The 13,908-nt window shown below is 38.5% G+C and carries 6 protein-coding genes; 5 read left to right on the top strand and 1 reads right to left on the bottom strand.

Going from position 1 to position 13,908, the window contains the following annotated elements; all coding sequences use genetic code 11:
• Positions 1 to 172: 172 nt before the first annotated feature.
• From KEM10_RS07300 to KEM10_RS07280, 5 genes are read left to right on the top strand one after another with little or no spacing between them, the layout of a single operon-like run.
• Positions 173 to 3,286, top strand: a complete 3,114-nt coding sequence (locus KEM10_RS07300; protein WP_212215321.1) for a glycoside hydrolase family 88 protein — start codon at positions 173 to 175, stop codon at positions 3,284 to 3,286.
• Positions 3,287 to 3,313: 27 nt separating this feature from the next.
• Entirely contained in the window at positions 3,314 to 4,063 is a 750-nt protein-coding gene (locus tag KEM10_RS07295) for a rhamnogalacturonan acetylesterase (RefSeq protein WP_212215320.1), read from the top strand.
• The gene (locus tag KEM10_RS07290) at positions 4,047 to 6,827 is read left to right on the top strand and encodes an alpha-L-rhamnosidase (protein WP_212215319.1); all 2,781 of its coding nucleotides are present in this window, start codon (positions 4,047 to 4,049) and stop codon (positions 6,825 to 6,827) included. Before KEM10_RS07295 ends, KEM10_RS07290 begins: the two co-directional genes overlap by 17 nt.
• A gap of 18 nt (positions 6,828 to 6,845) precedes the next feature.
• Complete coding sequence (locus KEM10_RS07285; RefSeq protein ID WP_212215318.1) at positions 6,846 to 8,291, top strand: glycoside hydrolase family 28 protein; 1,446 nt, start codon at positions 6,846 to 6,848, stop codon at positions 8,289 to 8,291.
• A gap of 6 nt (positions 8,292 to 8,297) precedes the next feature.
• A complete protein-coding gene (locus KEM10_RS07280; RefSeq protein ID WP_212215317.1) occupies positions 8,298 to 11,120 on the top strand; it encodes a glycoside hydrolase family 2 protein in 2,823 nt (940 codons plus the stop codon).
• A gap of 297 nt (positions 11,121 to 11,417) precedes the next feature.
• Here the strand turns inward: KEM10_RS07280 and KEM10_RS07275 are convergent, their stop codons facing one another.
• Positions 11,418 to 13,901 (bottom strand): glycosyl hydrolase 115 family protein, encoded by a 2,484-nt coding sequence (locus KEM10_RS07275; RefSeq protein WP_212215316.1) that lies wholly within the window; start codon positions 13,899 to 13,901, stop codon positions 11,418 to 11,420.
• Positions 13,902 to 13,908: the final 7 nt, after the last annotated feature.

Here is a 13,908-nt window from a genome sequence, read left to right as displayed (position 1 = left end):
TCCTTAAAATAAAATAAACCAATACTAATGCATCATAGCTGTTTTTGATGCTCAAAACCGATAGCAAAATTTAAAGGTCTTTGCACTATTTTCCATTTTTGCTTCTTTTTTGAAAAGTACTTTTACATTGAAATAATTGAGCAGTGCTCATAGAGAATATTGAAATAATACCATGAAAACAAACAAAGGAATTTTAATAGCATTAATAATCTCATTAACCTTTCTTCCGCTCATCTCAAGAGCTCAAAAAAAAGCTTCAAAAAAGAAGGCTGAAATAACTGACTCAAATACTCCGTTGCATTTGTTGCAACCCGATTATAATTTCAATTACCATGTACCAACCATCTCTGAGGTTGAAAATAAAATGGATGGTATTCTGCAATATCTTTCCAACTCAACGCCTGCAGCTATCGTAAATAAGCAGAGCGGTCAAACTATCACCGATTATTCACAAATTGATCGTAATTGCCAACTTCAAAAAGGCGATTTCAGACTTACTTCTTATGAGTGGGGAGTTACTTACGCTGGCATGCTTAACATGAACAAGGCAACCGAAAATCCACAATATCTTAAGTATGTAACTGATCGATTGGATTTCTTAGCTGAAACAGCTCCTCATTTCAAAGAAATTTTGGAAGAAACAGGAGAAATAGATCCGTTAATGAATAAGGTGGTTAATCCTCAAGCATTGGATGATGCCGGAGCCATGTGTGCCGCTGTTATCAAAACAGGTCGTCAAACAGGTAATTTAAAAAATTACCAATCGATGATTGATACTTATATCGATTATATCATGTATCATCAACAGCGTTTATACGATGGCACTTTTGCCCGCAATCGTCCGCAACATAATTCGGTTTGGACGGATGATATGTTTATGAGTATTCCTGCTTTATTACAAAAAGCACCATACGATACAGACCTTAGTTTCAATAATGAAGCTGCCAAACAACTGAAACAATTTATTGAAAGAATGTGGGTACCTGAAAAAGGTTTATTCCGTCATGGATGGGTGGAAGGACAAGACCCTCAACCAGATTTCTACTGGGCTCGTGCTAATGGCTGGGCTCTTTTATCCCTGTGTGAAGCACTAGATAAGCTTCCCCGAAGCAATCCTCAATACTCCAATGTACTAAAAATATATCAAGAGCATATCCAATCCATCGTTAGCCATCAATCAGCTAACGGATTATGGCATCAACTGCTAGATAAAGATGACAGCTACCTTGAAACCTCAGCAACAGCGATTTTTGTTTATGCCTTAGCCCATGGTATCAATAAAGGATGGATTAGTGGTACTCTTTACGGACCAGCAACCGTTTTAGGATGGAATGCCTTGAATGAAAAAATAACAAGTGATGGTAAAGTGGAAGGCACATGTGTCGGTACAGGCATGGGCTTCGATGCTGCTTTTTATTATCATCGTCCGGTAAGTGCAAATGCAGCACATGGCTACGGCCCAACTTTATTAGCCGGTGCTGAAATGATTACTCTACTTAAGAACTGGCATCCTAAAATGAATGACAGCGCTATTCATTTTTATAAAATCGCTCAGAACCACAACGAGGCTATATTCGATATTGAAAATCCATCACGTCCGCCCTATTTAAGAGCCGGAAGCACTCGTAAAGGTAAGAATCCAGTATTGTTCATTATTGGAGATTCTACTGTTAAAAACGGAAGTGGCAAAGGTGACAGAGGTCAATGGGGTTGGGGAAGTTTTTTCGACCGTTTTGTTGACACTACTAAATTATCAGTTGAAAATCACGCTCTTGGAGGTCGCAGTAGTAGATCATTTTTGATGGAAGGACTATGGCAACGTGTCCTGGAAGGCCTGCAACCTGGTGATTATTTGATTATTCAATTTGGCCATAACGATGGTGGACCTTTAAATACAGGTCGTGCAAGAGCTTCGTTACACAGTGCCGGCGAAGAATCAGAAACAGTAATTATGCAACGTACCGGTGGCCCTGAAACAGTATATTCATATGGGCACTACATGCGTACTTATATACGCCAGGCTAAAGCTCACGGTGTTAATGTAATTGCTTTATCACACACGCCTGGGAATACATGGACTGATGATAAAATGAATCGTTGCACAGATACTTTTGCAGCCTGGACCAAACAAGTAGCAGAAGAAGAAGGCATCTGTTACATCGACCATAACGACTTATGTGCTGATCAATACGAAGCCTTAGGTATCGAAACCACAAAACCCTATTTTAAAGATAGAGTTCACACATCTTATGACGGCGCTATCCTTCATGGTAAAACACTAGCCAAAGCTATTCTAGACCTTGATAAATGTGATCTAAAAAAATATATCAAAGCTAAAACTTTAGCCAGCGAAGGTAAAATAGCCCCCAAACCATTGTATCGCGATCCTATTTTTGATGGTGCTGCTGATTCAGAACTGGTTTGGAACGAAAAAGAACAAAAATGGTTTATGTTCTACACGAATCGTAGAGCTAATATGGAAAACCCAAACGGCGTTGATTGGGTACATGGAACCAAAATCAACATTGCCGAGTCGGCTGATAATGGAGCAACCTGGACTTTCAGAGGCGAAGCCAATATCAATTACGGTGTGAATGAATATACCTACTGGGCTCCTGATATTGTTGAAAGCAAAGGTACTTTCCATATGTATTTAACTATTGTTCCGGGTATTTTCTCCGATTGGCGTCATCCTCGTCACATTGTACACCTAACAAGTAAAAACTTATTGGATTGGGAATTCGAATCTAAAATAGAATTAACATCAGATAAAGTAATTGATGCCGGTGTTATTCAAAAGCCCGATGGAACATGGAGAATGTTCTACAATAACGAAAGAGATGGTAAAACCATTTATTATGCCGACAGCCCTGATTTATACAAATGGGAAGACAAAGGTAAAATTATAGCTGAACGCGGCGAAGGACCAAAAGTATTCCAATGGAAAGGCAAATATTTTATGGTAATTGATACCTGGAGAGGTTTGGCTATTCATTCATCAGATGACTTAACTAACTGGACTCGTCAGAAAGATCACATTCTTCAACAACCCGGTACCGGTAAAGATGATGGAGTACACGGCCAACACTGTGATGTAGTAGTTAGTAACGACAGAGCTTATATCTTCTATTTTACACATCCTGGAAGAGTAGGTGAAAAAGCAAAAGAAAATACTGTTGACACCCGACGCACTTCTATACAGGTTGGTGAACTGAAATATTTAAATGGGGAGTTAGTTTGCGATCGTAACAAACCTGTAAAAATCAACTTAGTTTATAACAAATAATCAGCATAACAGTCCAATAAAACCATTATGAAACCAAAATTTCTATTCATACTTCCTCTGATCGTATTGTTTTTAAGTTGTGAGCAAGAGAAAGATCAACCAGTTAGTCTGTTAATTGCAGGAGACTCAACAGCTCAATCCTACAACACCACTAAAACGCTTATGCGTGGATGGGCTCAAATGCTTCCACAATTTTTGGATAGTACCATAACTGTTAAAAACCATGCGAAAGCCGGTAGAAGTACTAAAAGTTTTATTGCAGAAGAACGATGGGCTAAAGTAATTGAAGAAACTCAACCAGGTGATTACGTAGTTATTCAGTTTGGGCACAACGATGCTTCTTCGCGTCCCGAGCGCCATGCATCATATCCTGAATATCGTCAGAATCTGGTTAATATGGTTAATGATGTAAAAGCCAAACAGGCCAACCCAATATTAGCCACTTCCATTGTGATGCGTACTTTTAAAGGCAAAGCTTTAGTTGATGACCGCTTATTAGGTTATCCTGTTATTACCCGCCAGGTTGCAGACTCATTAAATATTCCTTTACTCGATATTTACTCTCGAAGCCGTGATATGATTATTATGCTAGGTGATGAACCATCCAAAGAATTGTATATGTGGTTTGGACCTGGGTTGGATTCTATTCGTCCGGATGGATCTGAAGACGACACTCATTTAAGAGAAGCCGGAGCCACTGCTATTGCTAAGTTAGCAGCTGAAGAGATTAAGAAATTAAATTTAAATAATCTTTCTTCCCATGTTCTACTACCTTAAAAAATATAAGCTCTTTCTTGTAGCACTCATTCTTTCATTAAGTGCTTCTTGTCAGCCCGAGGTAAAGTGGCCTGAAGAATCTGTTACTACAAAACCCGGAGCCAGATGGTGGTGGTTAGGTAGTGCTGTGGATGAAGCTAATCTTACATATAACCTCGAAGAATATTCAAAAGCAGGCATTGGAGCATTGGAAATAACACCTATTTATGGTGTTCAGAACAATGATAAAAACAATATCGACTTCTTATCTGATCGATGGATGGAAGTATATAAGCACACTCAAACCGAAGCACAAAGGCTGAATATGCAGGTTGATATGAATACCGGTACAGGCTGGCCTTTTGGCGGTCCACAGGTAAAACCCGAAGATGCTGCAACTAAGCTTATCATTGAAGAATATCAACTTAAATCGGGTAAGAGATTGGATGAAGTAATTGCACCTGATGATAAAAGACAGACAGAGCATGCTAAGCTTATATGCGTGATGGCTTTTGGAGAAGATAACCAGCCCATAGATCTGACAGGTAATGTGGATAACGGTCAGCTCAACTGGAATGCTCCTAATGGCACTTGGCATATCATAGCATTATTTGAAGGGCATACTTTTCAACAGGTAAAAAGAGCTGCCCCGGGAGGTAAAGGTTTAGTTATTGATCACTTTTCAGAAACAGCCCTACCTAACTATCTGGAACGATTTGATGAATCTTTCAAAAAGAGTAATGCTCCGGCACCCGGCTTTTTCTTTACCGATTCTTATGAAGTCTATCAAGCCGACTGGACACCTGGGTTATTGAAGTCTTTTGAAGACAGGTATCAGTACCGATTGCAAGATTATCTTCCCTACTTTTTAAGTAAAGAAAGAAACGATACGGTAGCTCGTATCATTACTGATTATCGTGAATTGCTAGGTGAATTATTACTTACCAATTTTACTCAGAAATGGACTGAGTGGGCCCATAACATAGGAGCTCAGACAAGAAGTCAGGCACATGGATCACCCGGCAACCTGATTGATTTGTATGCTGCCGTGGATGTGCCCGAATGCGAGGGATTTGGTTTGTCTGATTTTCATATTAAAGGATTGAGGCATGACTCTTTAACTCGTCATAACGATTCTGATTTATCCATGCTGAAATATGCTTCCTCAGCAGCCCATATTTCAGGAAAACAATATACTTCATCCGAGACCTTCACATGGTTAACTGAGCATTTTAGAACCTCTTTATCGCAATGTAAACCCGATTTGGATTTAATGTTTGTATCAGGTGTCAACAGGGTTTATTTTCACGGAACAACATACAGCCCCAAGGAAGCTGAATGGCCCGGATGGAAATTCTATGCTTCTGTGGATATGAGTCCAACCAATCCTTTATGGGAAGATGCTGGTTCTTTTTTCAAATACATTTCCCGCACTCAGTCATTCCTGCAAATGGGACAACCCGATAACGACTTTTTGGTATACTTGCCCCTTTATGATATGTGGCATGAGCAAGACGGCCGTTTGCTAATGTTCGACATTCATAAAATGCAACAAAGAGCTCCTGAATTTATTCAGGTAGTACACGAAATTAATAAGGCCGGATACGATATGGATTATATCTCTGATGAGTTTATCAGAGGTACCAAAACAATCAATGGAGAGTTGGTTACATCTGTTAACTCGGCTTATAAAGCGTTGATTGTTCCTGCAGCCAAAATGATACCAGCCGATGTACTTCAGCACCTGATTCAATTAGCCAAAAATGGTGCTGAGATTATATTTATGGATCACTACCCTTTGGATGTCCCCGGTTTTCATCAGTTATCTGAAAGACGCGAGGCCCTCCAAGACAATTTAATGCAGCTTCCACAAAGTACCTTTAAAGAAAGTAAGAAGTATTCGTTTGGAGAAGGAGCTATCATTACAGGATCCAATTTTAAATCAACCTTAAGTAAGACCGGAGTACAAGCTGAAGAACTTAAAAAAGAACATGGCTTATCATACATCCGCCGAAGCAATAAAAATGGTCATCATTATTTTATTAGCGCATTAAAAGATTCAGATACCGATACCTGGATTAATCTGGCTGTACCATTTGAGTCAGCAGTCATCTTTGACCCACTAAGTGGTAAAATAGGTAAAGCTGCCACCCGGGATAATAATGGAACAAAACAGGTCCGTCTTCAAATGGCATCAGGTGAATCATTGATATTACAAACATTTGATAATAAATCTCCTTCCATTGAAAAATGGGCTTACGTGGATGAGTTAAAATCTCCATTTTTGCTGAAGAATAACTGGCAGCTATCTTTTACCCAAAGTATACCAGAAATAAAAGATACTTTTAATCTTCCAGCCCTTCAATCATGGACAATGTTACCTGATAAAAATGCATCAGTTAATATGGGAACTGCTAAATACACCACTACCTTCTCAACCAGGAAAGAAATGGCGGATGATTGGATTTTGGATTTAGGCGATGTACGTGAGACTGCTCGTATTTCAATTAACGGAATAGCCATTGACACATTATGGTGCGTACCATATAGTTTGCGGATTGGATCCTATTTAAAAGATGGACTTAACAAACTTGAAGTAGAAGTTACCAATTTACCCGCTAACCGCATTGCACAAATGGATAGAGATGGTGTCAAATGGAGGAAATTCAAAGAAATTAATTTAGTAGACATTAATTATTCAAGAAACCTATATGATAATTGGGAAGTTATGCCTTCGGGATTAAACAGCGAAGTGAAGTTGGTACCAGTTAACTTATCTAATTAGTCGAAAAGAAGCAGGAATATGAAAATAATATCAATCATACTATTACTAGTAAGTCTCAACAGCTTTGCACAGCAAAAAGAATCCATTCCTAATTATAAATGGATGAAAGAAGTGGGAGCAAAAACGTTCCCCAACAGCGAAAAGCTTTTTTTAGCGAATGATTATGGTGCCGTTGGTGATGCTGTGGAAATGAATACCGAAGCAATACAAAAGGCTATTAATGCTGCGGAAGATGCCGGTGGTGGTATAGTTTCATTTGAGCCAGGAATATACCTAACCGGATCAATATTTATTGGAGATAATGTTAATTTTCATATTCCCAAAGGAACCATGTTATTGGGTAGCCAGGAACTGAAAGACTATAAATTGATTGACACACGTGTTGCCGGACTTGAGATGGAATGGCCTGCTGCCTTAGTTAATATCATTGGTAAAAACAACGCAGCTATAACAGGTGTGGGCACTATTCATGGAAAAGGCAAAGTGTTTTGGGATAAATACTGGAAAATGCGCAAAGAATACGAACCCAAAGGATTGCGTTGGATTGTTGATTATGACTGCAAACGTCCAAGAGGAATTCTTGTTTCTGACAGCAAAGACATAACCATCGACGGCATTGTGTTATACCAATCAGGTTTTTGGAGTCTGCACATTTTGTATTCAAGTCATGTAACGGTAAATGACATGGTTATTAGCAATAATATTGAAGGTCATGGACCAAGCACCGATGGGATAGATATTGACTCTTCAGATTTCATATTGGTTCAGAATAGTACGATTAATTGTAACGATGATAATTTCTGCTTAAAGGCGGGTCGTGATGCCGATGGACTGCGAGTTAATCGACCTTGCGAATACATTGTTATCAGGGACTGTTATGCCGGCATTGGTGCAGGATTATTCACATGCGGTAGCGAAACATCAGGTAGTATTCGAAACGTAGTGGCTTATAATCTTACTGCCGAAAATACTACTTATGGATTACGTTTTAAGAGTGCTACCAACCGTGGAGGAACCGTTGAAGATATCCACCTTTCTAATATTACAATGAAAAGTGTTAGGTTTCCATTATCAGTTGATTTAAATTGGAATCCTTCATACAGCTACTCTACTCTTCCTGAAGGATATAATGCCGACGAAGTACCGGTACACTGGAATAAAATGTTAGAACCTGTTGATCCTAAAGATGGTCTTCCTAAATTTAAGAATATTACATTTTCAGATTTAACCGCTGAAGGAGCTGAAGTTTGTATTCGTGTTGGCGGAATCAAAAAAAGTACCATTGATAACTTTATCTTTGAGAATGTATCCATTTCAGGTGAAAAATCAGGATTCATTAAACACGCCAAAAATTGGGAGACCAATACATTAACAATTAATGCTTTAGACGACCCTCAATTGGAGAATAATAAAAAAGTAAAAATAGAATACGTTAATCTTGTTAATCAAGCAACAACAAAATAATATAAAATGAAACGCAACCTACTAATAATCTGCACTATATTTCTACTCCCTCTAGTTGCTTTCGGTCAGCAAACCGAACAGCTTTATCTTTCGGGGAAAGGATTAGGCAACACTGTAACATGGGATTTTTACTGCTCCGATGGTATCAATAGTGGAAAATGGGGAAAAATAGAAGTTCCTTCTCAATGGGAAATCCAAGGCTATGGAGAATACACATATGGTCGCTGGTACAAAAAAAATGAGGAAGTATCAAAAGAGACAGGTACTTACAGACACTCATTTAAGATGCCTAAATCATGGAGTAATAAACAGGTTTCAATTGTTTTTGAAGGCGCCATGACTGACACTGAAGTGTTTATAAATGGCCATAAAGCCGGTAAAACACATCAAGGTGGCTTTTATCGTTTTTCATACGATATAACCGATAAACTAATTGTTGGAAAGAAAAACAAGCTGGAGGTAATTGTTCATAAACACTCAGAAAACAGAAGTATAAATCGTGCCGAAAGAATGGCTGACTGGTGGTTGTTTGGTGGAATTTATCGCCCGGTTTATCTGGAAGCTAAACCTTTGGAAGCAATCTCACATGTGGCAGTGGATGCCAAAGCTGATGGCACATTAAATGCTGAAGTGGAACTTTCAAAAGAACTAACCGATGCTAAATTAGTAGCTTCTATCACTCCATTAACAGGAAGTGGGTCATTCAAAGAAGTTAGCCTTCCATTAAAAGATAATCAGCTAAAACAAACCATCCACACACAGTGGGATGGAGTAAAAAACTGGAATCCTGAGGATCCGAACTTATATGTTTTAGACCTAAAATTGGTTGACAAGGAAAATAAAACACTGCATACCTGGAATTCACGTATTGGTTTTCGTACCGTTGAGTTTCGCGTTAAAGATGGTTTCTATGTAAACGACACCAGAATTGTGATGAAGGGTATCAATCGTCACTCTTTCCATCCTGATGGAGGACGAACTACTAACCGCGAAATAAGCAAGCAGGATGTGTTATTGATGAAAGAAATGAACATTAATGCGGTTCGTTTTCACTATCCACCGGATTCGCATTTCCTTGAAATGTGCGATTCTATTGGATTATTCGTAATTGATGAACTAGGTGGCTGGCAAAACGGTTACGACTCAAAAGTTGGTCCTGGAATACAAAAAGAGATGGTGACCCGCGATGTGAATCATCCTAGTATTGTGATTTGGAGTAATGGTAACGAAGGGGGATGGAATTATGAGTTAGATGCTCATTTTGCTGATTACGATCCTCAAAACAGACACGTAATTCACCCTTGGGCTGATTTTAACGATGTTGATGCTCACCACTACCCTGCATACCTTACTGGTGTAGCTCGTTTTACAAATGGCTATAAAGTGTTTATGCCTACTGAATTTATGCATGGCATGTACGACCAAGGGCACGGTGCCGGCTTGGAAGATTTCTGGTTAAACTGGACTTCTCACCCATTGTTTGCAGGTGCTTTTATGTGGGCTTTCTGCGATAACGCTGTAGTTCGTTCCGATAGAGATGGAAAACTCGACTCTGATGATTTCCGTGCTCCGGATGGTATTGTAGGCCCCTATCGCGAAAAAGAAGGAAGTGTATTTACCGTTCGTGAAGTTTGGGCTCCAATCCAGTTCAAGCAATTGTTTATCACTCCATCATTTAAAGGTGATTTCACTGTTTCGAACACTTATTTATATACTAACCTGAAAGATTGTAAGGCTGAGTATAGACTATACAAAATAGATTCTCCTTTGAAAGGAGCAAACCAAACAACCATCAGTGAAGGTACGGTTAAGTTTCCTGCTCTTAATCCGGGCGAAACCGGGAAGGCTAAAATAGATATACCAGACAATTTCTTTACTGCAGATGTACTGGAAATTGAAGCTTTTGATAAACATGGTAAATCTATATGTACTTGGACGTGGCCTGTAAAATATGCACACGAATACTTTGCTAATCAAGCTTCTTCAAAGAAACCCTCAAACGCTGTAAACATAACGGAACAAACAGGTAAAACCACCTTATCGGCAAATGGAGTAAGAGTAACTTTTAACAACGAAAATGGGCAACTGGAGGAAGTTAAAAATGATGCCGGCATCATTCCATTTAACAATGGTCCTGTAGCTGTGGGTATGAAAATTCAATTCAAAGAATGTTATACTCGTCAAGAAGACAATTCTGCCATGTTTGTAGCCAAATACCTGGGAGCCATCGACTCAATTGTTTGGTCAATGGATTCTGAAGGCTTACTAAATATGAATGCGGTAATGTTGAATAGAACTCGTGGTGGAGAAGGATTTGATGATGCCTTTACAGATGATGAGATACGTAACTTTGGCTTATCATTCTCCTACCCTGAAGAAAAAGCAAAAGGGATGCAGTGGTTTGGTCGTGGACCATATCGGGTATGGAAAAACCGCATCAAAGGAACCAATTACAACCTTTGGCAAAAAGATTATAACAACACCATTACAGGAGAAAGTGATTATGGTTTGACATATCCTGAGTTTAAAGGATACCATGCGAACCTATACTGGGCTACTATTCAATCAGATGATGCTCCGTTTACGGTTTATGCCGAAACCGATGGTGTATTTATGAGAGTATTTACTCCGGAAGAACCTAAAGGTAGACAGAGAAGAACGATGCCACATTTTCCTGAAGGTGATATTTCATTTTTGTATGATATACCAGCAATTCAATCCTTTAAACCCATTGCCCATCAGGGACCTCATAGCCAACCGGGTAATATCCGAATTAAAGTTGGAGATGAAGGAATACGAATGATACTGGATTTTGATTTTAGGAATTAAATTAGTTTTAGTTAAAAATTAAAAAGGATGATGGCAACGGCTTTCATCCTTTTTTTATGAACGATATTACAATGCTGCCATTGATTTTTTTATTTATAAATAGATGCCACATCTTTTCGCCTTCAACCTTAATTAACACTAGATAAGATTCTTCAACACTATTGTGGCACACTACTTGCATTATACCTATCAGTAGATTTTTTTCAAGATTTGGGTTTAGGTTAATAAAAAAGGATGATGGCAACGGCTATCATCCTTTTTTGATTTCATCTTTATAGTATCTCAATACTAATCTTGTTATTCGACAGGTATCTCATAAAAATTGGGATATTGAGCTGGAATAATAGCAATCTGATCTAACACTATACCGGTTTGATTTACTTTTACTATTAATTGATGTTTCCCTTTTTCATTAATTGTAATCTGATGTTTTATCACTTGTGCGTTTCGTAATACATTTTCTTTCCAATCACGACTTCTTCCCCTTGTATTCAAATCATAAACCACAGCCTCTTCATCATCTGCCTGCACACTTAATTGATGATCGAAATTATTAGCATGAGTTGGTAAGCACCTAATTTCTACGATGTAATCACCGGGTTCTTGTACTTTAAAATCGTATGTTAACGATGGCCACTCATCATTAAAAGTTACATTTTTTAGTGGAAATAATGTTACAGCCTTGCCACTATACCCCAAACCATTAACCTCTTGCCAGCTATATTCATCATCGACAAGCACATTATTGAAGTCAGCAGCCTGCAAAAATATTGGCTCTTCACCTTTATATTCCTCTACCGAATCCACAACGGCCAATTCTTCAGATATTTTAGGCATATGAAATACAGGTAAATTACGAGGTGCTGCATTCATCATATTTTTCCACTTTCCATTAGCCAATGTATTATAATGCATGGTTAATTCCTGTATCTGATCATAAGCCCTTTCAGACTTATTCTTATACAATGATTTTTGATTGGCTGATGTGGCTTCCTCGGCCAATTGAGCAAATAAAAACTTACGATTCATCCACGAAGTACTCTTTACCGGATATTCAACCAACTGAAAGAATGCATCTTTCTTCTCTTCCGATATCTTGGATTTTACTTCATCAATAATCTCCGTCAAAGTTGCGTAGCATTCAATTCTACGCATCAACTCATTGTTGTTAGCCGTTGATGAGAAATCTGACAGATGAGTAGGCGTTGTGGGCTCTGTCTGGCTCCAGCCCATAAACTCAGGACGACGCAAGAAAGCCAACCGGTAATATTCCTCTAATACTCCAGCAATTTTTTGGCCATTTTTATTACCAAATTCACGTTCACAATATGCCTTTAAATGGTTATGAATGGTACTTTCTGTAACACTGTTAATATCCCATGCCATGTCTAAAAACAACTCCATGTTATATTCATTAGGTTTGATATCTCCCACATTTACAATCCACATATCACGCGCACCATTTTGATAAGCCCTATTCATCTCAAACCATATTAAACCAGGCTGTGTGCTGCTTAACCACAAATAATCATGTGGACGTCCCCAATAACTGATATGATAATAAACACCTGCTCCTCCAGCTCTTTTCTGCTCTTCCTCATTACTTAATCGACGTATATATCCGTAGTTATCGTCGCACCACATAAGAGTAACATCATCCGGCACATGTAAACCTCTGTTATATAAATCTAACACCTCTTTATAAGGCACTAATACTTGCGGAATCTCTTCTGTTGTTTTTCCCAATGTAGTGCTGATTAGTTCACGCTGATCATCAAATATGGTACCCATTATTGACACCATATCTTCTATACTTTTAGCACCTTCCATTTTTGAATCATGTATTCCACGCATTCCAATGGTTAAAATACTCTCGTTATTGGCATCTTTTATTTCATTAATTCGCTCCTGCCAATATTGCTTAACATTTTCTCTATTGGCAAAGTAGTTAAACTGCCCTCTCTCCTCTTTATTCCACTCTCTTACATTATTGCGCAACATTGGTTCTGCATGACTTGAACCTAATATAATGTGGTACTTAGCTGCCATTTCCTTATTTCCTTCAACCGAGAAAAAAGCTTGCGTACAATGGTGCATGGCAGGCCAAATGGTATTGGCTTTCAATCGCAATAACAGCTGAAATATTTTTTCGTATGTTTTTGGACCTATATCTCCTGTTTCTGGCTCAAAAGTCTTTGCGGCCCATGGTTGTAGTCCCCAATCTTCGTCATTTAAAAATATCCCTCTAAACTTAACAGATGGTGATGAAACGATACCTTCTTCTGGAATTTCCACTCTTATTTCCTTACTTTTTGATGGGGTTACATCCGCCCACCATTGCCAGGGTGATACACCCATTTTCTCGGCTAAATCAAAAACTCCGTATACAGTCCCCCTAATATCGCTACCTATAATATACAAAGCATTTTTCTTCTTAAATATATTATAGGTTTCCCACTCTCCGTTATCTGACTCGCTACCAGATAATTCTTCTTCTCCAATTTTAGAGTCCTTCTGACCAATATAAATTACAGGTTTATTATTCGATATTGTATTCACTTTAGTCTGAACTATAGGTCTAACTCCCAGAATAGATTCAACATCATCAGCCAAACTATTTGCCGCCCAATGGATTAATTCATCTTCCTCTTCATTAATAACAATGACAGGAACCTCATCTTCTGCTGAGAGTATAAAATCGGATTGATAAGTACCTGAGCAAGCATAAAGACTAAACATACTCATCAAAGAGATGATCCATAAAAAGCATTTAAAGTTCATTGGTAAT

The organism is Carboxylicivirga linearis, assembly GCF_018271995.1.
Lineage (GTDB): Bacteria > Bacteroidota > Bacteroidia > Bacteroidales > Marinilabiliaceae > Carboxylicivirga > Carboxylicivirga linearis.
Note: the sequence above shows the minus strand (reverse complement) of the source record. Positions and strands in the feature narration are given on the sequence as shown.

Excerpts from the sequence above, each read along its gene's own strand:
- KEM10_RS07300 (WP_212215321.1), top strand. The coding sequence starts at position 173 with ATGAAAACAAACAAAGGAATTTTAATAGCATTAATAATCTCATTAACC.
- KEM10_RS07295 (WP_212215320.1), top strand. The coding sequence starts at position 3,314 with ATGAAACCAAAATTTCTATTCATACTTCCTCTGATCGTATTGTTTTTA.
- KEM10_RS07290 (WP_212215319.1), top strand. The coding sequence starts at position 4,047 with ATGTTCTACTACCTTAAAAAATATAAGCTCTTTCTTGTAGCACTCATT.
- KEM10_RS07285 (WP_212215318.1), top strand. The coding sequence starts at position 6,846 with ATGAAAATAATATCAATCATACTATTACTAGTAAGTCTCAACAGCTTT.
- KEM10_RS07280 (WP_212215317.1), top strand. The coding sequence starts at position 8,298 with ATGAAACGCAACCTACTAATAATCTGCACTATATTTCTACTCCCTCTA.
- KEM10_RS07275 (WP_212215316.1), bottom strand. The coding sequence starts at position 13,901 with ATGAACTTTAAATGCTTTTTATGGATCATCTCTTTGATGAGTATGTTT.